The sequence below is a fragment of the Streptomyces sp. DG2A-72 genome (genome assembly GCF_030499575.1).
GTDB lineage: Bacteria > Actinomycetota > Actinomycetes > Streptomycetales > Streptomycetaceae > Streptomyces.
This window is the reverse complement of the sequence record NZ_JASTLC010000001.1, coordinates 6,580,389-6,599,686: the sequence shown is the minus strand read 5'-3', so window position 1 is coordinate 6,599,686 and position 19,298 is coordinate 6,580,389. Positions and strand designations below refer to the sequence as shown.

The window sequence follows — 19,298 nt, the reverse complement described above, 5'->3', positions numbered from 1 at the left end:
CCTACCTGGCTTCTCGGGTGGACAGCTGGGCTGGGGTGTGGGCGACGCCGTAGGCCTGCGGGATGGGCTGGCTCGCCATGTACAGGCGGTCGGCGGTGCGGCGCGGGAGCGGGAAGTGGGCGTAGCTGCCGTGGACCCGGCCGTCGTGGGTCATCGGCTGGGCGTCGAAGCGGGCCACGGTCGCGATGCGGTACGGCTCGCCCCCGTGGCTGTCGAGGATCGCGATCTCGGTGACGCGGCGGGCGCCGTCCGCGAAGCGGGTGAGCTGGATGATGACGTCGACAGCGCTGTTGATCTGGTCGTGCAGTGCCACGAACGGGACTTCCACGTCCGACATGGAGGCGAGGGTCTGCAGCCGCATCAGCGCGTCCTCCGCGCTGTTGGCGTGGACCGTCGCGAGCGAGCCGTCGTGGCCCGTCGACATCGCCTGGAGCATGTCCAGGGACTCGCCGCCGCGGACCTCACCGACGACGATGCGGTCCGGGCGCATCCGGAGGGAGTTGCGCACCAGATCGCGGATGGTGACCTGCCCCTGGCCCTCCACGTTCGGTGGGCGGGACTCCAGGCGGATCACATGCGACTGCTGGAGCTGGAGTTCCGCCGAGTCCTCGATGGTGATGATGCGCTCGCTCTCGGGGATGAGCCCCGACAGGGCGTTCAGGAGCGTCGTCTTTCCGGTGCCCGTCGCCCCCGACACGATGATGTTGCACCGGGCCTGCACGAGCCCCGCCAGCAGATACACCATGTGCTCGTCCAGCGAGCCGAAGCCGACCAGTTCCTGGAGCGTGAAGGAGCGCGGGAAGCGGCGGATGGTGAGCGTGGCGCCGGTCAGCGACAGCGGCGGGATGATCACGTTGACGCGCTCGCCGGACGGCAGGCGTGCGTCGACCATCGGGTTCGACTCGTCGACGCGCCGGTTGACCGTGGACACGATCCGCTCGATCGTCTGCATCAGCTGGTCGTGGGAGGGGAAGCGGAGCGGCAACTGCTCGACCCGGCCGCCGCGTTCCACGAAGATCGCGTCCGGGCCGTTCACCATGATCTCGGTGATCGACGCGTCCTCCAGCAGCGGCTCCAGGATGCCGAGCCCGAGCGCCTCGTCGACCACCCGGCGGATCAGCTGTGAGCGCTCGACCGTCGACAGCACCGGGCCCTCACGGCTGATGATGTGGCCGAGGACGCGCTCAAGGCGGGCCCTGCGCTCGGCCGCCGCCAGCGAACTCATCTCCGCGAGGTCGATCTCCTCCAGGAGCTTGGCCCGGTACGAGGCGACGAGGTGCCCGTCCTCGCCCCGGCTGCCGTTCTCCTCCGGGGTGTTGATGCGGGACCGCAGGCTCATGGGATACCTCGTTCAGTGGTCGACCGGCATGGTGGCGGTCTTGGTGGCCGGGTCGAAGTTCCAGCCGGGGACGATCGACGGGATCTGGACGGTGGCGGTGACGGTGACCTCGTCGCCACCACGCGCTTCGGAACAGGAGACGGACAACCAGTCGCTGATCGCGTTCCCACAGCCGCTCTGGGCGGCACCGGAGTCGAGCGAGGCCGCCCGCGCCCCGGCCCGCGCCGCCGTACCGGCCTGCTGGGCGGCGTAGGCGATCAGCCCGACCTGTACGCCCGCCATCGCGACGAGGAGCAGGATGGGGATGAACCCGAGGTACTCGATGGCGACTTGACCGCGGTCGCGGTGCTTACGGCCGAAGAAGAGTAAGTACGACATCTCAGTCCGCCTTCTCCTCCTCGACGGCCCCCGCATGGCCCGTGACCCTGAAAGGGAAGCCGATGGAGCCGGGGAAGAGGACGGGCACCTCCAGCCGGACATCGGCCGTGACATAGCCGCCGCCCCCGCCGCAATCCACTACGGCACCCCCCTGCCACGCACTCGGCAGATTCCGGCGCCCCGCTTCCTGGCAGGCCCCCAGATCCCGCGACGCCGTCCATTCCCGCACCGCCTCGTCCGCAGCATTCCCCGCGAGCGTGAACGTGTACCCCAGCAGCACGAACTGCCACACCAGCACCAGCGTGAGGATGATCAGCGGGGTCATCCCGAGGAACTCGATGGTGACCTGACCTTCGTCCCGCGCTCTGCCCCTCATCGCCCTCACCCCCCTCCGTCCCTCCGCCTCCGGAAGCTCACCGCACCCCGGTCCCCCCTCAGCCGCCCGCCCCGCCGGTCGCCTTCGGGGACGTTCACAAGGCCGAGTTCGCCCGCGAGCGCCCACAATGCCTGCTTGACCGTGCTCCTGCCGTCGAGTTCGTGGACGCGGCCCGCGTCGACCGCGGCGTGGAGTTCCTTGAAGTTGGCGGGGACAGCCGTCGCGGCCACCGCCGTGCCGGTGATCTTCTGGATCAGCGGGGGCTGGATCTCCGTGCCGCGGGTGTGACGGTTGACGACGACCGTGGTCTCCTCGGCCTTGCGGATCTGGAGCCGGTCCCACATGCGGACGGTGCGCTTGGCGCCGCGGACGGAGACCACGTCCGGGGTAGTGACCAGCAGGGCCCTGTCCGCCATCTCGACCGCCGCCGCGCTCGCGCCGCTCATCTGGGCGCCGCAGTCGATGACGACGACCTCGTAGCGGGAGCGCAGGGCGCCGACGATCTGCCGGGCCGCACGGTCGGTGACCTCCTCGCCGCGTTCGCCCTCGCCGGGGGCGAGCAGCAGCGCGACGCCGCTGTCGTGGCGGAAGACCGCGTTGGCCAGGACGCGCGGGGATATGTCGGTGATGGTGGCGAGGTCGACGACCGAGCGGCGGAACTGGATGTCCAGGTAAGAGGCGATGTCCCCGGCCTGGAGGTCCATGTCCACCAGGGCGGCCGACCGGCCCGACGCCTGGGCGGCGAGGGCGAGTTGGATCGCCGTCAGGGTCACGCCCACCCCGCCCTTCGCGCCGCTCACCGTGACCACCGTGCCGCCCACGCCGGTGAACACGTCGACCACGCCGCCCAGATGACGCCGTACGCCCGTCGACCACTGGGCGACCGCCTGGACGCGGCTGGCCAGTTCCTCGTAGTTCACCGGCAGCGCCACCAGGCCCCGGGCGCCGTAGTCCATGGCGGCCTGGAAGAGGCCGGGACTGGCGTCGGAGGTGACCAGGATGACGCCGACGGCCGGGAAGCGCAGGGCGACGTCGCGGATCAGCTCCAGGGCGGGGACCGGGCCGATGCGTTCGTGGACCACGACGACCTCGGGCAGCTCGTCGACCGACTCGGCGGCGAGCCGGGCGAGGGTGTCGACGAGCTGGGTGGAGTCGACCACCGGGGCGACCGGCTCGGCGTCCGGGAGCTGGCTCAGCAGGGTGGTGAGGGACCGGACCGCGTCCGGATCGCCGACCGCCGGGAGGATCCTCGTGGGCATGCGGGCCTCTCACTTGTCCTTGGCGAGTTCGTACGTCCGGTCCTGCTCGGGAATGGTGCCGGTCTCCCCCGGCGCGACCAGCGCGAGCCGGACCCGCTGGGCGAAGGACTCGGCGTACGTGATGCGCTGGGCGTCGAGCGCGGACAGCGCGAAGGTGATGGGGACGGCCTTGGTGGCCTCCCGGCTGCGGTCGTCGGCATCGGGTTCGAGCGGTGTGAAGTCGCCGATGTCGAGAACGACGGCGTTCGTCACGATGATCTTGGACTGATCGGGATCACCCTCCCGCTGCCCTTCGAAGGTGGCGTACACGTTGACCTTTGAACCCGGCGTGATCTTGCCGGCGACACCGGTCGCCGCATCGATCATGATGGCGACCTCTTGCTGCCCGGCCTGCAGGGCGGGCTGGTCGACGATCATGTCGCTCTGCAGCAGGGAGCCCTTCTTCAGTTTCGTCACGGCGATCTTGCCCTCGATCTGCCGCAGATCCGTGACGGCGGTGTCGGACAGCCAGCGCTCCGGCATCTCGACCTTCTCGAACTGGCCCGCGCCGAGGGTCTCGTAGGGCTCCACGTTCGACTTGACCCGGTAGGCGGTCACCTCGGGACCGACCTTGGACTCCACGTCGTTGACGACGGAGAGGACGCCGGCGAACGCGCCCAGGGCGCACAGGACCGACAGGAGCAGGAGTATCACGCCGCGGCGCTGACGGGAGTTCATGAACCGTAGAACCTCATTGGGGGTGGGGGTCGAGCGGTGTCGGGTGGTGCGGGCTCATCCGGCTGTTATCTGTTTCCGGTTCTGGTACTGAATCTGCCTCTGCTGCCAAGGCTTTTGCAGGCTCTTGTGCTGTTCCTCGAGGACGGGCGGGGTGGCGGAGCAGAAGACGCAGCGGTCGCCGATGACGTCGATGCCGCACCAGTGGCAGACGTTCTGCCGCACCGAGGTGACCAGCTGGTAGAGGACCGACAGGTCGGGCAGGTAGGAACAGAACTCGATCAGCTTGCCGGTCCCCCACCAGTGCGGGGACTCGGCGGGCAGTACGGCCTCCCGCAGCCCCTGCACCCGCCAGGACTTGGCCAGGGACTCCGTGACCCAGTCCGACTGCAGCTGGCCCTTGGCGAACAGCATCCAGGTCGCGAACTCCGGGCCGGTCAGCGAGGCTTCGGGCTGGAGCTTCACCAGCTGCGGCTCGGGATGTGCGACGACCCCGAAGTGAGTGCCGGGCACCCAGGACTTGGCGTGCGACCTCAGGCCGACGGGGACGCGGTCGAGGCGGGCGACCGAGCCGAGCAGCGCGCCGGCGTGGATGTAGTGCGTGAGCAGCCGGCCGGCGGAGGCCAGCACGCCGGGGCTGAGGTCGCAGGAGGCGAGCTGTCTCAACTGGCGGGCCAGGACGGCGAGTCCGAGCGGGGGCAGAGGAGGACGGAACAGGGCGATCCGGTCGCTCTCCAGCAGGGACCGTACGGTGTGCAGCCGCTGCGTCACGGCCGCGGGAACCGCCTGTGAGCACACGACGATGACATGTCCGTGCTGGTCGATCAGCGCCTGCACGGCAGCCAGCGACTGGTCGAGCGGCTGCCGGTCCAGGTCCTGGAGCACCACCGCGGGCACGGTGCGCTCGTCGTGCGGCGGCAGCGCCAGGTCGGCACTGGTCACGGCAATGGCAGTTGGCACGTGCAGCTCCCCGGTTCACCCGCCCCTGTCGGCCCGCCGGCGATACCCCGACGCACCGAGTCGACTTCACAGCGTGACTTCCAAAGCACTGTATCCACGCCTCTATGACCGGAGAACAGCGTTTCTGTAGCTGCGAAGCATCCGGTGTTGCACAAGGCCTGCCAAAACGGGGCAGGTTGAGCATCTCGGCAGCATCCCTTGACAACAGAATTGGTCTGGACCAACGTGTTGGTCATGTCCCCACAGAAGAGATCGATACGACTCTGGGCGGGCGCCGTCACCGCCGCTCTGGCCCTCTCCCTCACCGGTGCGAGCCAGGCGTCCGCCGCCGACGTCAACAACGCCAAGAACGCCGGTTTCGGGGCGCGATGACCTGCCCCCTCCGTCGATTCGTGTGAAACATTTCCCCGGGCCCACCGCATCAATGAGGTGAAGGCCGACGATAGGGGCGTACATGAGACAGGTCCGCGCGGGCGGGTACGAAGAGTACGCCGCGTTCGCGGCGGCACGGGCCGGGCATCTCTACCGGTCCGCTTGCCTGCTGACCGCGGGGGACACGCATCTGGCCGAGGATCTGGTGCAGGAGACCCTCGGGCGGCTGTACGTCAGATGGGGACGCGTCTCCCGGGTCGGCAACCCGGCGGGGTACGCGCAGACCGTTCTCACCCGCACCTTCCTCGCCCATCAGCGGCGCCGCAGCAGCACCGAGCGCGCCATGGACGTCCTGCCGGAGCTGCCGTACGCCGCCGGCGGCGACACCTCCCTGCGGCTGACGCTGCTGGAGGCGCTCGCCCGGCTGCCCGCCAAGGACCGGGCGGTGGTCGTCCTGCGCTACTGGGAGGACCGCTCCATCGAGGAGACCGCCGACGCGATGAACACCAGCTCGGCCGCGGTACGCACCCGGTGCACCCGTGCGCTGGCCAGGCTGCGCGCACTCCTCGGCGAGGACATGGGCGAGTACGCCGCCTCCTGATCGCCATCGAGCCCAGACCGACACCTCTGCAGAAACGGTGGTTTGTCATGCCCTCCGAACACCAGGAAGACCTCTTCGAGCACCAGCTCGGCAACGCCCTGCGCGACACCGGCGACACCTTCGACACCGACCGGTCAGCCCTCGCCGCCGCCGGTCAGGCCCGCGGCCACCGGCTGCGGCTGCGCCGCCGGGCCGCGGTCGTCGGCAGCGCGGCGGCCATCGCCCTCGTGGGCCTGGGCGGCGCGCTGGCCGTGCCCTGGAGCGACGGCGGCGGACAGCAGTCCGTCGGATCCGGGCGTACGACGACCGCGCCCGCCTCTTCGGCCACGCCCGAGCCCAACGCCATCACGGCCGAGGAGGTGCTCAAGATGTTCAAGTCGCTGCTCCCCGAGGGGGAGTTCTCCCAGGAGGTGGCCAGCAGCACCGACAGCTACCCGTCGTACACCAGCCTCGTCTACGACGACGGCCAGGGTCCGGCGGCGATGGGACTCAGCCTGAACCGGGTCGAGCCGGGGAGCGCGGAGGCCCGCGACCTCACCACCTGTCCGGACAAGGCGCTGACTCCGTACGACAGTTGCACCACGACCAGGCTGGTCGGCGGCTCGACGCTGATGCTCTTCCAGGGGTACGAGTATCCGGACCGCCGCGAGGAGACGAAGCTGTGGCGCGCGGAGCTCGTCACCTCCCACGGGCAGCACATCGGCCTGAGCGAGTGGAACGCCCCCGCCCAGAAGGGCGAGCCGGTCAGCCGGCCGGAACCGCCGCTGTCGACGGCAGAGCTGAAGGCGTTCGTCACCGCGTCGCAGTGGAGGCCGGTCATCGCCGTCATCCCTCAGGAACTCAAGGGCACGCCGCCCGACGGTCCCGACATCACCACGACCCTGACGACACTCATCGGGCTTCTTCCGAAGGACGTCGAGGTGGTCACCAGGGGCACGGACTACACGTACCTCGTCATCGACGACGGCAAGGGCAAGAGCTACGTCCAGGTCGATGTGCAGCCCGGCATGAAGGACGTCGAAGACGAGCTGTTCGGCTCGGACGCCGAGACCCTGGACGACGGCACGAAGGTCGTCACCCGTGAGAGCTCGGGCGACAAGGGCGTCTCCGGGACCGTCATGTGGACCGCCGACACCCTCCGGACCGACGGCCTGCGAGTCGTCGTCAGCGCCTTCAACGCCGCCGACCAGCACAGCGCCCCCAGCCGCGAGACCCCGGCCCTGACCTTGAAGGAGCTGCGGGAGATCGCCCTCAGCCCGAAGTGGGTTCAGCCCATGGGCCGGTAGTGCCCCAGTACGCCCGCCAGCTGACCGAACCACTCCCGCAGCCGATCGCCGCGCCTGGCGTCGACCGCGCACTCGTAGAACCGCCCGTCGACGTGGACGACCCCGACGACGAGGACGTTGCCGTTCGCCTTGTAGTGGACGCTGCGGATCTCGGGCCAGGTCAGGTCGAGGTTCATGCCGTGGTTCTCGAAGGAGACCCCGGAGGCGTCCACGACGACGGCGTTGCGCCGGTCCACGGCCAGGAACTCCGGGCCCGCGGGGACCGGGTGGGGCGGTATCGGCGCGGGGTGGGGTGCGTACGGCTGCTGGGCAGGCGGAGCCTGGGGCGGGGCATACGGCGGTGGGCCGGGGGGCGCGGGGACGTACGGCTGCGGGGGCGGGCCGAAGCCGGGCGGTGTTGACGGCGGTGGGCCGGGATCGGGCTGCTGCATGAGCGCACGGTAACGCGGCCCGAGGAGCTAGAAGAACTCAGACCACGGCTGGTCCCAGATCTGCTTCACGCACAGCACCAGGAACAGCAGCCCGGCGATCGCGAGCATCGCGTTGCTCAGCGGACCGCTGCGCCATTCGCGCGGGGTGCGTGAGGTGTTGAGGAGCCAGATCAGGGTGCCGGCGAGGAAGGGGAGGAAGGCCGCGCCCAGGACGCCGTAGATGATGACCAGGCGGAAGGGCTGGCCCTCGAAGAGCAGGACCATGGGCGGGAAGGTGAGCCACAGCAGGTAGGCGCGGAACGGCCAGGACCGCTCGCGCTCGCCGGACGCCACCTCCTCGCCCGTCGCCTTCTCGCGCTTCTGCTGCCGGGCCACGAAGTCCGCGAACATCAGGCTCACGCCGTGCCAGACGCCGATGAGGGAGGTGAAGGAGGTGGCGAAGAAGCCGATCAGGAAGAACTTGGCCGTCACCGAGCCGTACTCGTCCTCCAGGATGTCGCCCAGCTGGATGAGGCCCTTGTCGCCGCTGGCGATGGCGATGTTCGCGGAGTGCAGCATCTCCGCGCCGACGAAGAGCATGGCGACGACGAAGACGCCGGTCGTGGCGTAGGCGACCCGGTTGTCCAGGCGCATCACCTTCATCCACCCGGTGTTCGTCCACCCCTTGGCGTTGACCCAGTACCCGTACGCGGCCAGCGTGATGGTGCCGCCGACGCCACCGATCAGGCCCAGTGTGTTGAGGATCGAGTCCTTCTCGTCGGGCAGCACCGGCAGCAGACCGGCGAAGGCGTCCCCGAGGTTCGGCGTGACCCGGATCGCCAGATAGACGGTCACCACGAACATGACGCCGACCAGCACCGTCATGACCTTCTCGAACACCGCGTACTTGTTGAACCAGACGAAGACCAGGCCGACCAGGCCGCAGGCGATGCCCCACCACTTGAGGTCCATCACGTCCGGGAACAGGGCCTGGAGCGGGAGCGCGCTGGACGACATCGCCGCCGCGCCATAGACAAAGCCCCAGATCACGACGTAGACGACGAAGAACCACGTCGTCCAACGCCCCAGACTCGCCCACCCGTCGAACAGGGTCCGCCCCGTCGACAGATGCCAGCGCCCCGCCGCCTCGGCCAACGAGATCTTCACCACACATCCGATGACGGCGGCCCACAGCAGCGTGTACCCGAAGTTGCTGCCCGCGATCAGCGTCGCCACCAGGTCCCCGGCACCCACGCCGGTCGCCGCGACGACGATGCCGGGCCCGATGTACTTCCAACTGGACTTGCGAGGTGCGGTGGTGGCCTGCCCCGTCGCCTGGTTTCCCGTCGTCTCCGCCATGCCGATCAAGAAAGCGCAAAAGAGCTGCGCATACAAGAGGTCGCGCGCCGACCAACCCAAAAGGGGCGCGGGGAACTGCGCGACCAGCCCCCACTACCCGCAGCCCGAAGAACCACCCAACGCACACCCACACGTGCCGAGTTCGAACCAAACAGTCGTCCCCGCCCCGTCGTCCTGCCACCCCCAGCGGAGCGCCAGCGCGTCGACCAGAAACATCCCCCGACCGCTCTCCGACGTCCCCGCGTCCAGAACTCGCGGCTGTCCGTCACCCGCGTCAGCGACCTCACACCGCAGAACACCGTGCGCGGCGGTCATGGTGAGCGTGAACCTGCTCTCGGAGTGCAGCAGCGCGTTGGTCGCCAGCTCGCTGACGAGCAGCTCGGCCGTGTCGGCCACGTCGTCCCGCTCGGCCAGTCCCCATATCTCCAGCTGCCGGCGAACCTCCCTGCGCGCCTCGCCGACGGCAGTCGCACGCGGCTCGTATTCGACGCTCGAGTGGCCCGCCCCCAAGGGCGGTTGGGGGTAGGCGCCGTACCTGGGACCGGGTTCCGGGAGGCGTCCCCCGGAGAGTTGCAGCATGGTTCCTACGGTGTCCTCCCCGCGGGTACCGCACACGGGGAGGACTACCTGTTTCCGTACCTGCGTCGACGTACGGCTACGCGTACTGCAGGCGTACGGTCGCCCCCTCCGCGTCGTCGCGCACATCGACGTACGCGCACACCTGCCGGGCGAACCACAGCCCCTGCTCCGGCTCGAGTTCGGCGTCGGGCGGCGGGACGAACCCGGCGAGCGGGTCGGCGACGCGGCGCGTGGTGCGCAGCTCGCAGACGCAGGCGGGCGCGGCGCCCCACAGCAGCGCACCGGTGACCGGTCCGAGGGAGGCCGCCGCCGCGAGGACGGAGCCGGCGAACAACTCGGCGTCCGCGGCGGACAGTCCACGGGCGACCGCCCCGGCGCACAGCGCGTCCGGGTCCGGGTGGTGGAGGAGCTGCGCGTCCGCCGGAGGCTCCGGCAGCGGTACGGCGTCCAGCTCGGCGGCGAGCGTGACCGGGTCCACGTAGGCCCCCGTGCCGGGGTGGGCGCGGCGGGCGGCGGCGACGATGGCGGCTCCGGCGGTGCGGGTGTCGTACGCGCACATCGCGGTGGTCGCGAGCGGCGCGAAGAGGAGGTTGGCGAGGGCCTCGTAGCGGATCCACTCGGCGGTCTCGCGGGGTGAGCGTCCGGCGCGGCCGTCCCAGACGGGTTCCATGAGGAGGTGGATACGGCCGCCGGGTCCGGCGTGCGCGGCGAGGTAACCGGCGCCCTGGGCGACGGCGTTGGCGGCATTGCCGGTGTACCAGTCGGTCTGCGGGATCAGGCCGACGCTCTTGGCGTCACCGCCGAGGGCGTCCCGCAGCAGGTCCAGCTTGCCGGGGGCGGCGATGGCGACGGGCGGGGGTTCGCCGGGGGCGCCGAGGCCTTCGGTGAGGAACGGCAGGGCGGCGGCGACGAATGCGTCGTCCGTGCCGAAGACGGCCATACGGTGGTCGAACGCCCCGTGGGCGAGGGCGGGATGGATGGTCACGGGTTCCCTTCGAGGTCTGGGAGGGAGGTGCCTGACGGGTTCAGCGCTGGGCCGCCACCCAGGCGGCGATCTGGCTGCGGTTGCTGAAGCCGAGCTTGCTGAGGATGCGTTCCACATGGCCTTCGGCGGTTCGGCGGGCGATCACCAGTCGGTCGGCGATCTGCTGGTTGGCGAGCCCTTCGGCGACGAGCGCGGCGACCTCCGTCTCACGGCGGGTGAGGCGGACGCCGTTGGAGGGCCGCTCGGTGCTCTCGTCGTTCTCCTCGGGCGGCTGCTCGTCGCTGAGCGCGTAGGCGACGGCCTCGGTCAGGCCGTACGCACCACCGCGGTCGTACGACCGCTGGAAGGCGGGCCCGTCCAGCGTCTCGCGCGCCCGTTTCTCGCACTGTCTCCGTGCGGAGTTGAGGGCGTCCGAGCCCCAGCGGCCTTTGTCGATGTCCGCCCATACGCGGTCGGCGGCGCCGAGCAGGACGGCGGCGCGTTCCGGGCTGCCGCGTTCGGCGGAGATCACGGCGAGCAGGTCGAGGGTGAGTCCGATGCCGATGGCGTCGTTGACGTCGAGTTTGCGGCGCAGCGCGTCGAGGGCGTGCCGTTCGGCGCGTGGCCAGTCCTGGCGGACGGTGTGGGCGAGGGCGAGGATCCGCAGCAGGTAGGAGCGCACCCAGTCCTCGTCGTGCTCGGCGCATTCGGGCAGCGCGGCCTCGCAGACGGCGACGGCACGGTCGGCCTGGCCCAGCAGGGCGAGGGCGCAGGCGAGTTCGACCTTGTCGAGGCCGTGCATGCTGAGGTGCTGGCCGGGGGCGCGACCGCGGGCGACGGCGGTCTCGAAGTGGGCGAGGGCGATCTGGAGATCGTTGCCGAAGAGTTGGAGGACGCCGATGACGTACTCGGCGTGGGCGGTCTCGGCCGGGTCGCCGAGGTGACGGGCGAGGCGGCGGGCGTCCTTGGCGAGGCCCAGGCCTCGGGTGAGGTCCTGGGTGGCGGCGGCGAGGAGGCCGGCGACCCACAGGCCACGGGCGCGTTCGGGGGTCGGCTCGGGGTTGGCGTCAAGGGCGCGGTCGAGCCAGTAGCGGCCTTCGCGGGGTGCGCCGCAGGCATGCCAGTAGAACCAGAGGGTGCCCGCGAGCCGCAGTCCGGCGAGGCGTTCGCCCGGGGCGGTGAGGCAGAAGTCGAGGGCAGCGCGCAGGTTGTCCTGGTCGGCTCGGAGCCGGGTGACGGTCTCCCGCTGTCCGGGTCCGAACCAGGTGCGTTCGCGGGCGGCTGCGCACGCCAGCATCCAATCGCGCTGGCGGCGCCGGGCGGCGGTCTCCTCGCCGGGCAGCCGGCGCAGCCGCTCCAGGCCGTAGTGGCGAAGGGTGAACAGCAGCCGGTAGCGCACCCCGTCAGGGCCCGACTCCCGGCACAGCACCGACTTGTCGACAAGTCCGGCGACGGCTTCGAGGACGTCGTGCGCGCCGACCTTCCCCCAGCCTCCGGCCGGGGGGACCCCCATCTCGCTTCTCCCCCAGCCTTCGGCCGGGGGTACCCCCATCTCGCTGCGCTCGCCGTCCGCGCACACGGCCTCCGCCGTGTCCAGGTCGAAGCTGCCGGCCAGCACGCAGGCGCGCGCCCACACCAGCTGTTCGCGTTCGGTGCACAGTTCGTGGCTCCAGTCGATGGCGGCGCACAGGGTCCGGTGCCGGGGCAGGGCGGCCGGGCTGCCGGCGTTCAGCAGGCGGTAGCGGTCGTCGAGGCGGTCGAGGAGCTGCTCGACGCCGAGGACGCGCATCCGGACGGCGGCGAGTTCGATGGCGAGCGGGAGGCCGTCGAGCCGTCGGCACAGCCGGGCGACGGCGGCCCGGTTGGCGGCGGTGAGGCGGAAGCCGGGGACGACGGCGGCGGCGCGGTCGGCGAAGAGGGCGAGGGCGGGGTAGCCGTCGGCGGCGGAGAGGTCGCCGTCCGGGTCGGGGACCGGCAACGGCCGTACGTCCAGGAGGTGTTCCTCGGTGAGGCCCAGGCGGTGGCGGCTGGTGGCGAGGACGCGGACGCCGGTGGTGCCGCGCAGCAGGGCGGCGGCGAGTTCGGCGCAGGTGGTCAGCAGATGCTCGCAGTTGTCGACGACGAGGAGCAGCCGCCGGTCCCGTACCTGTTCCACGAGCGCGTCCAGCGGGGGCTGCGTGGAGTGGTCGTGCAGGCCGAGGGCGTCGGCGGCGGCGAGCGGGACGAGCGCCGGGTCGTGGAGGCCCGCCAGGTGCACGAAGCGGACGCCGTCCGGGAAGGCGCGGGCGACCCGGGCCGCGAGGCGCGCGGCGAGCCGGGTCTTGCCGACGCCGCCGGGACCGGTGAGCGTGACCAGCCGGGCGCGGGCCAACAGCTCGCGGCCTTCGGCCAGTTCGTCCCGGCGGTCGACGAAGCTGGTCGTCTCGGCCGGCAGGTGACGGTCCCGTCGTGGCGCTGATCCGCCCATGATCAGCCAGTCCTTGGGGTGTGGGGGTCCGAGGAAAGCCGGGGGTGTGATCCGGGGGGGGTGGCGTGCTTGGATCCGTGGGTGGGTTCCATGCGGCCTGCGCCGAGCCGGAGGGTGTGACTCCCCTTACGCGCACTCCCCACTCTCCCCCGGCGGATTGCATATTTGCACGCCGCGGTCACACCGTCGGGTGCACTTCGTCAGGGTCCGGGTCTGCCGGGACGGGCGCGCGTACACTGCGCGGTCGATTTTCGGCCACTGACTCCTGGCCAACTCTTGACCGGGCCATGCCATACCTCCACCATGAGCGCCACACCCGCACCAGGCACGTCGCAGAGAGACACCCCCCAGCTCCACTCCCCACTCCGGAGACCCCGGAACTACTGGAGAAACAAGGAGATTTCATGCGACTTCGCATACGCGGCTCAGGCGCGCGAGGCGGCAGACGAACCGCCGCGCTGGCCGCCCTCGCCGCCTTCGCGCTCGCGGCACCCCTCGCCGCGACGGCCCCGACCGCCACCGCGGACGGCGGCGCCCGCCCCACGGCCTCGGCGGACGACGTCCGCCAGTACGAGGTCCATATGCACTCGACGGTCAAGGACCGTACGGCGATCCAGCAGGCCGGCGTGACGGTCGACGAGGCCGACGACCACGGCCTGGTCGTCTCGGGCCGCGCCGGCCAGATCAAGAAGCTGCGTCAACTCGGCTACGAGGTGACGCCGTTGGGCGCGGTCCCGGACCGCTCGGCGGGCGAGGACGACGTACGGCTGCTCGACTTCCCGTCGGCCGACTCCAGGTACCACAACTACGCCGAGATGACGAGCGAGATCAACTCCCTCGTCTCGGCCAACCCGAGCATCGCCAGCCAGCGGACCATCGGCACGTCGTACCAGGGCCGGAACATCGTCGCCATCAAGATCAGCGACAACGTCGGCACCGACGAGTCCGAGCCGGAGGTGCTGTTCACGCACCACCAGCACGCGCGTGAGCACCTCACCGTCGAGATGGCGCTGTATCTGCTGCGGGAGTTGACGTCCGACTACGGCACCGACTCCCGTGTCACCAGCATGGTGAACAACCGCGAGATCTGGATCGTCCCCGACCTCAACCCCGACGGTGGCGAGTACGACATCGCGAGCGGCTCCTACCGCTCCTGGCGGAAGAACCGGCAGCCCAACTCCGGTTCGTCGTACGTCGGCACCGACCTCAACCGGAACTGGAACTACCGGTGGGGCTGCTGCGGCGGGTCGTCGGGGTCGACGTCCTCGGACACGTACCGGGGCAGTGCCGCCGAATCCGCGACCGAGGTGAAGGTGGTCGCGAACTTCGTGCGCAGCCGGGTCGTCGGCGGTGTGCAGCAGATCAAGGCGGGGATCGACTTCCACACGTACAGCGAGCTGGTGCTGTGGCCCTTCGGGTACACCACCGCCGACACGACGACCGGCATGACGGCCGACGACCGCAACGCCTTCGCCACGGTGGGCGGGAAGATGGCCGCCAGCAACGGCTATACGCCCGAGCAGTCCAGTGACCTGTACATCACCGACGGGTCGATCGACGACTGGCTGTGGGGGAACCAGAAGATCTTCGGGTACACCTTCGAGATGTATCCGCGGTCGAGCTCCGGGGGTGGCTTCTACCCGCCCGACGAGGTGATCGAGCGGGAGACGTCCCGGAACCGGGATGCGGTACTGCAGTTGCTGGAGAACGCGGACTGTATGTACCGGTCGATCGGGAAGGAAGCCCAGTACTGCAGTTAGTCGGACTCCTCTTCGGACTCCTCGAAGTAGGCGTCCAGCACCGCGTCCAGCTGTGACTCCCACTCACTGAAGCTGCTCCTGGCCGTCGCCTCGATCTCGATCGGGTACCAGCGGCGGTCAGGGGTGTGCACCGTGATGGTGAAACGCTTGCCGAAGCGGGGGGACTCCGTCTCGACCGCACCGATCTCGTCCCAGCGGAACTCGCATTCCTGGTCGTCCAGGGACAGTCGTACGCCACGGTGGTCGGCGACTATCTTGGCGCGGCGGTCGGAGGCCGCGAAGACGGGCCCGTCGGGGGCCTCCTCCGCCTCCTCTTCGGGCTCCCGCTCCTCCTCTTCGGAGGCGGCGGGCTCCTCGGGAGTCTCCTCCTCGACCGGCTCGTCCGCCTCCGTGTCCTGAGGCTTCACGTCCTCCGGCTCTTCGGACACGGGTGGGGTGATCCCGGGGATGAAGGCCGGGTCGACCCCGGCGCCGTCCAGGGGCTGGCTGCTCGAACCTATGCGCTGCTCCACAGCGCAGCAGTATGGTCGACGATCCTGTGTCGTACACAGCCCGCCCCCGACTTCGTTATCAGACGACTACATGAACAGACTGAGTACGGCCGCCACGACGAAGCCCACGACCGACAGCAGCGTCTCCAGCACGGTCCAGGCGCGCCCCGGAGACGGCGAAGAGCTCATGCAACAGGTTTCACAACGCCCTCGCGGCATGGGCCTGCTGGTCGAGTCGGAGTTCTTGTGGGAGCTTCGACCAATCAGCCGAGTACAGCCAAGGCGTCAATCTCAACCAGCAGCCCCCTGGGCAGCCCCACATACACCGTGGTCCGAGCAGCCGCTGCCTGGGTAAGGCTCTGCTCCTCGAAATACCGGTCGTAGATCTCGTTCATCTCGGCGAAGTGGGCGACGTCCGTCAGATAGACGCGGATCATCATCACGTCGTCCCAGGAGGCCCCGCCCTCCTCCAGGATCGCCTTGACGTTGGCGAGGGTCTGGAGGGTCTGCTCCCGCAGGGTCGGGCCGGCCGGCGTCGGGGGCTGTCCCTCGACCGCGGGCAGGAAGCCGACCTGGCCGGCAACCTGGAGGATGTTGCCCTTCTTCACTCCGTGCGAGAACTTCGCGGGCGGCGTGGTGTGGGTCTTGGGGGTGAGGGCGATCTTGTCGGTCATACGTCATCCTTCGTCGAGGTCCTGCCGGAGTACTCGCCGCTGATCGCGTCCGCGGTGCGGCGGACCAGCGGGAGCAGGGTGAGGAGTTCGTCGGCGGTGACGACGACGTTGGGCGCGGACACCGACATCGCGGCGGCGACCCGGCCGTCGGCGCCGCGGATGGGCGCGGCGACGCAGTTGACGGACTCCTCGTGGCCGCCGAGATCGGTGGCCCAGCCCTGTTCGCGCACTTTGGCCAGTTCCCTGAGGAAGGCGTCCGGATGGGGCGTCGAACGGGCCGTGTACATGGGGTAGTCGAGCTTCTCCGCGAGGGCACGGCGCTCGTGCTCGGGGAGGTCGGCGAGCAGCAGCTTGGCGACGGCGGCGACGGTGATGGCCACCGGTTTCCCGATCCGCGAGTACATCCGCACCGGGTAGCGGCTCTCCACCTTGTCGATGTAGAGGACCTCGTCCTCCTCGTACACGGCGAGGTGGACGGTGTGTCCGCACTGCTCGTTGAGGCGTACGAGGTGGGGGTGGGCGATCTCGCGGATGTCGAGGTTCTCCATCGCCTCCTGGGCGAGGGCGATGAGGCGGGCGCCGAGGCGGTAGCGCTGGTCGGACTGGCGGTAGACCATGCCGTGCTCGTGGAGCGTGCGGAGGAGGCGCAGCGCCGTGGACTTGTGGACGCCCAGGCGGTCGGCGACCTGACCGAGGTCGGCGGGGCCCTCGGCGAGCAGCGGCAGGATGCTCAGTGCGCGGTCGACGGTCTGGCTCATGGGGTGCGTACCTCCTCCTCGGCCCGGTGTTCGGTCTGGCTCGTCCAGCCTGGGCCGAGTCGAAGTGTCCCCCACGTCTTGTCGTCGAGGGCGGCGAGGCGGTCGGCGTGGGCGCGGTGGGGTGGGGGTGCGAGGTCGCCGGGGGCGGTGAGGGTGGCGGCGGCCATGAGGTGGCCGTGGCGGAGGCGGTCGCGGACGGGGAGTTCGCGGAGGGCGCCGGAGAGGAAGCCGGCGGCGAAGGCGTCGCCTGCGCCGACCGCGGCTACGGGGGTGACATTGAGGGCGGGGACGAAGGTGACCGGCGTTGCGGTGGGCCGGGGGTGGGTCGCGCGGCCCGGCGCTGACGGGGTGCCGCCTGCGCCCACCCGTGCCGCCCCAGGCGGCACGACTGCCCGCAGCCTGACGGACGCCGTCGCCCCGCGCGCCCCCTGCTTCACCACCACTGTCCCCGGCTCCGGCAGTAGCTCCCTGATTGCCGCCGGCCCGCCTGTGACCCCCCAGGCCTCCTCCGCCTCGTCTTCTCCTACGAACACGATGTCCGCGTCACGCGCCAACTCCAGCAGCACGCCCGCACTGTCGGCATCCCTCCACAGCCCCGGCCGATAGTTCACGTCGAACGAGACAAGCTGCCGCCCTCGACACAGGGACGTCAGTTCCCGCACCAACTGCAAGCACCCCTCGGACAGCGCCGCCGTGATCCCGGACAGGTGCAGCACCCTCCCCGCCCGCACCGCCCCCATGTCCACGTTCTCCACCGCCATGGCCGACGCAGCCGACCCCGCCCGGTAGTACGCCACCTCGTGCGCATCGGTCGCCCGGTCCCCCGCCGTGCGGAAGTACACCCCCGTCGGGCGCTCCGAATCCCTCCGCACCGCCGACACGTCGACGCCGTACCCCCCGATCGCCTCGGTCAGGTGGTCGCCGAAGCCGTCCGTGCCGACCCGGCTCACCCACCGGGCCGAATGCCCGGCGGCGGCCAGCACGCACGCCACGTTGGATTCCGCGCCGCCGATTCCGCGGTCGAAGGACGGGACGTCGGCGAGGCGGCCCGGGCGGGTGGGCAGGAACGTGACCATGGACTCGCCGAGCGCGACGACGTCCACGACGTCGGGGGCATTGCAGGGTCCGGTGACGGTCACGATGGTCGTAGCTCCTCGGGTGGTGCGGTTGTCGGCTGCTCCGTTGACCCCGCGTTGGCCGAGATGTTAGACAGCGGTCAGCGACATACGCAATGAACATTGCAGTAAATGCAACGCCCCTGATCCGGGAGGTCCGATGGCCGTTGAAGCGCTCGCCCGCCTGGCCGAGGAACGTGTCGACCACCGCTTCAAGGGCCTCCCGCCGGACGCCGACGGCCTGACCGTCGCCGAGCTGACGGCCCAGCGCCGCAATCTCTTCACCGGCGGTTTCGCCACGCCGGTGCTCGCCCTCTCCGCCGAGCGGCTGGAACACAATCTCGCGCTCATGGAGTCGTACACGATCCGCCACGGTCTCGCCTTCGCCCCGCACGGCAAGACCTCCATGGCCCCGCAGCTCTTCCACCGCCAGATCGAGCACGGCGCCTGGGGCATCACCCTCGCCGTGCCGCACCAGGTGCGGGTGGCGCGGGCCTTCGGCATTCAGCGGATCTTCCTGGCCAATGAGGTAGTGGATCCGGCGGCTCTGCGGTGGATCGCCGCCGAGCTGGCCTCGGACCCGGACTTCCGGTTCAGCTGCTACGTCGACTCCGTGCGCGGCGTCGAGCAGATGGACGCCGTGCTGCGGGGTGCGGAACGCCCGCTGGATGTCGTCGTCGAGCTCGCCGCCGGTGAGGGCACCCGTACCGGAGCCCGCACGGACGCGGAGTGCGCGGCGGTCGCGGACGCCGTGGCGGCCACGCGGACCCTGCGTCTCGTCGGTGTCGCGGGGTACGAGGGCGAGGTCCCGCGGGCCGATCCGGAGCGGGTGCGCGCGTGGCTGCGGCGGCTCGTCGCGCTGGCCGTCGACTTCGACAAGGCGGGGCGGTTCACGGGCCCGGACGAGATCGTCGTCAGCGCCGGCGGCAGCGCCTGGTTCGACGCGGTGGCCGACGTCTTCGCGGAGATCCCGGAACTCGGCGGCCCCGTACTGAAGTTGCTGCGTTCGGGCGCCTACGTCTCGCACGACGACGGCCACTACCGCAAGCTGACGCCCTTCACCCGTGTCCCCGAGGAGGGCGCGCTGGAGCCCGCGTTCCGCCTGTGGGCGCAGGTCGTCTCCCGCCCCTCGCCCGAGCAGGCCTTCGCCAACGCGGGCAAGCGGGACGCGGCGTACGACCTGGATCTGCCCTTCGCACAGGTCGTACGGCGGGACGGCACCGAGCACCCGGCGACCGGCATCGAGGTCACAAGCCTCTCCGACCAGCACGCGTGGCTCCGCACGGCCCCGGAGGCCGACCTCGAAGTGGGCGACTGGCTGGGCATGGGACTGTCGCACCCGTGCACGTCCTTCGACAAGTGGCAGCTGATCCCGGTCGCGGAGGCGGACGGGACGGTCGTCGACTACATCCGTACGTTCTTCTAGGAGGCCCGGT

20 protein-coding genes are annotated in these 19,298 nt (G+C 70.5%); 5 read left to right on the top strand and 15 right to left on the bottom strand.

The features are described from left to right. Position 1: 1 nt before the first annotated feature. Genes QQY66_RS31395 through QQY66_RS31370 form a run of 6 tightly spaced genes read right to left on the bottom strand, consistent with a single transcriptional unit; the run spans position 2 to position 5,026 of the window. Complete coding sequence (locus QQY66_RS31395; protein WP_301983669.1) at positions 2–1,339, bottom strand: CpaF family protein; 1,338 nt, start codon at positions 1,337–1,339, stop codon at positions 2–4. A gap of 12 nt (positions 1,340–1,351) precedes the next feature. Then, complete coding sequence (locus QQY66_RS31390; RefSeq protein WP_301983668.1) at positions 1,352–1,717, bottom strand: TadE/TadG family type IV pilus assembly protein; 366 nt, start codon at positions 1,715–1,717, stop codon at positions 1,352–1,354. Between the two features lies 1 nt (position 1,718). After that, complete coding sequence (locus QQY66_RS31385; protein ID WP_301983667.1) at positions 1,719–2,093, bottom strand: TadE/TadG family type IV pilus assembly protein; 375 nt, start codon at positions 2,091–2,093, stop codon at positions 1,719–1,721. Between the two features lie 5 nt (positions 2,094–2,098). After that, positions 2,099–3,352 (bottom strand): AAA family ATPase, encoded by a 1,254-nt coding sequence (locus QQY66_RS31380; protein ID WP_301983666.1) that lies wholly within the window; start codon positions 3,350–3,352, stop codon positions 2,099–2,101. Between the two features lie 9 nt (positions 3,353–3,361). Next, positions 3,362–4,069, bottom strand: coding sequence for a Flp pilus assembly protein CpaB (gene cpaB / locus QQY66_RS31375; RefSeq protein ID WP_301983665.1), 708 nt, complete (start codon positions 4,067–4,069; stop codon positions 3,362–3,364). A gap of 54 nt (positions 4,070–4,123) precedes the next feature. Then, on the bottom strand, positions 4,124–5,026 hold the full coding sequence (locus tag QQY66_RS31370; RefSeq protein ID WP_301983664.1) for a hypothetical protein: 903 nt from the start codon (positions 5,024–5,026) through the stop codon (positions 4,124–4,126). 234 nt (positions 5,027–5,260) lie between these two features. Here QQY66_RS31370 and QQY66_RS31365 point away from each other — a divergent pair, with 234 nt between their 5' ends. The 3 genes from QQY66_RS31365 to QQY66_RS31355 all read left to right on the top strand — a co-directional run bounded on the left by QQY66_RS31365 (position 5,261) and on the right by QQY66_RS31355 (position 7,285). Beyond that, positions 5,261–5,398: a hypothetical protein gene (locus tag QQY66_RS31365; RefSeq protein WP_301987786.1), complete on the top strand. Its 138-nt coding sequence runs from the start codon at positions 5,261–5,263 to the stop codon at positions 5,396–5,398. Positions 5,399–5,480: 82 nt separating this feature from the next. Next, the gene (locus QQY66_RS31360) at positions 5,481–5,999 is read left to right on the top strand and encodes a SigE family RNA polymerase sigma factor (protein WP_301983663.1); all 519 of its coding nucleotides are present in this window, start codon (positions 5,481–5,483) and stop codon (positions 5,997–5,999) included. 47 nt (positions 6,000–6,046) lie between these two features. Beyond that, positions 6,047–7,285, top strand: coding sequence for a hypothetical protein (locus QQY66_RS31355; RefSeq protein WP_301983661.1), 1,239 nt, complete (start codon positions 6,047–6,049; stop codon positions 7,283–7,285). Here QQY66_RS31355 and QQY66_RS31350 read toward each other — a convergent pair. The 5 genes from QQY66_RS31350 to QQY66_RS31330 form a co-directional block, all read right to left on the bottom strand. Further along, on the bottom strand, positions 7,267–7,716 hold the full coding sequence (locus tag QQY66_RS31350) for a hypothetical protein (RefSeq protein WP_301983660.1): 450 nt from the start codon (positions 7,714–7,716) through the stop codon (positions 7,267–7,269). The genes QQY66_RS31355 and QQY66_RS31350 overlap by 19 nt on opposite strands. 27 nt (positions 7,717–7,743) lie before the next feature. Continuing rightward, positions 7,744–9,054: an Nramp family divalent metal transporter gene (locus QQY66_RS31345; RefSeq protein WP_301983659.1), complete on the bottom strand. Its 1,311-nt coding sequence runs from the start codon at positions 9,052–9,054 to the stop codon at positions 7,744–7,746. Between the two features lie 93 nt (positions 9,055–9,147). Continuing rightward, positions 9,148–9,633, bottom strand: a complete 486-nt coding sequence (locus QQY66_RS31340; protein WP_301983658.1) for an ATP-binding protein — start codon at positions 9,631–9,633, stop codon at positions 9,148–9,150. A gap of 76 nt (positions 9,634–9,709) precedes the next feature. After that, entirely contained in the window at positions 9,710–10,618 is a 909-nt protein-coding gene (locus QQY66_RS31335; protein WP_301983657.1) for an MEDS domain-containing protein, read from the bottom strand. A 40-nt stretch (positions 10,619–10,658) separates the two neighbouring features. Then, positions 10,659–13,064 (bottom strand): LuxR C-terminal-related transcriptional regulator, encoded by a 2,406-nt coding sequence (locus QQY66_RS31330; RefSeq protein ID WP_301983656.1) that lies wholly within the window; start codon positions 13,062–13,064, stop codon positions 10,659–10,661. Positions 13,065–13,468: 404 nt separating this feature from the next. Here QQY66_RS31330 and QQY66_RS31325 point away from each other — a divergent pair, with 404 nt between their 5' ends. Next, positions 13,469–14,824 carry a M14 family metallopeptidase gene (locus QQY66_RS31325; RefSeq protein ID WP_301983655.1) on the top strand — a complete coding sequence of 452 codons (1,356 nt, stop codon included), beginning with the start codon at positions 13,469–13,471 and terminating at the stop codon, positions 14,822–14,824. Here QQY66_RS31325 and QQY66_RS31320 read toward each other — a convergent pair. The 4 genes from QQY66_RS31320 to QQY66_RS31305 form a co-directional block, all read right to left on the bottom strand. After that, the gene (locus tag QQY66_RS31320) at positions 14,821–15,336 is read right to left on the bottom strand and encodes a hypothetical protein (protein WP_301983653.1); all 516 of its coding nucleotides are present in this window, start codon (positions 15,334–15,336) and stop codon (positions 14,821–14,823) included. The two genes, QQY66_RS31325 and QQY66_RS31320, sit on opposite strands and share 4 nt — an antisense overlap. 242 nt (positions 15,337–15,578) lie before the next feature. Next, complete coding sequence (locus QQY66_RS31315) at positions 15,579–15,989, bottom strand: RidA family protein (RefSeq protein WP_301983652.1); 411 nt, start codon at positions 15,987–15,989, stop codon at positions 15,579–15,581. Continuing rightward, complete coding sequence (locus tag QQY66_RS31310) at positions 15,986–16,747, bottom strand: IclR family transcriptional regulator (protein ID WP_301983651.1); 762 nt, start codon at positions 16,745–16,747, stop codon at positions 15,986–15,988. Before QQY66_RS31310 ends, QQY66_RS31315 begins: the two co-directional genes overlap by 4 nt. Continuing rightward, positions 16,744–17,886 carry a sugar kinase gene (locus tag QQY66_RS31305; protein WP_301983650.1) on the bottom strand — a complete coding sequence of 381 codons (1,143 nt, stop codon included), beginning with the start codon at positions 17,884–17,886 and terminating at the stop codon, positions 16,744–16,746. The genes QQY66_RS31310 and QQY66_RS31305 overlap by 4 nt, the downstream gene beginning before the upstream one ends. Before the next feature lie 136 nt (positions 17,887–18,022). On the opposite strand from QQY66_RS31305, the gene QQY66_RS31300 reads away from it, so the two are divergent. Continuing rightward, positions 18,023–19,288: an amino acid deaminase gene (locus QQY66_RS31300; RefSeq protein ID WP_301983648.1), complete on the top strand. Its 1,266-nt coding sequence runs from the start codon at positions 18,023–18,025 to the stop codon at positions 19,286–19,288. The last annotated feature ends 10 nt before the right edge of the window (positions 19,289–19,298 follow it).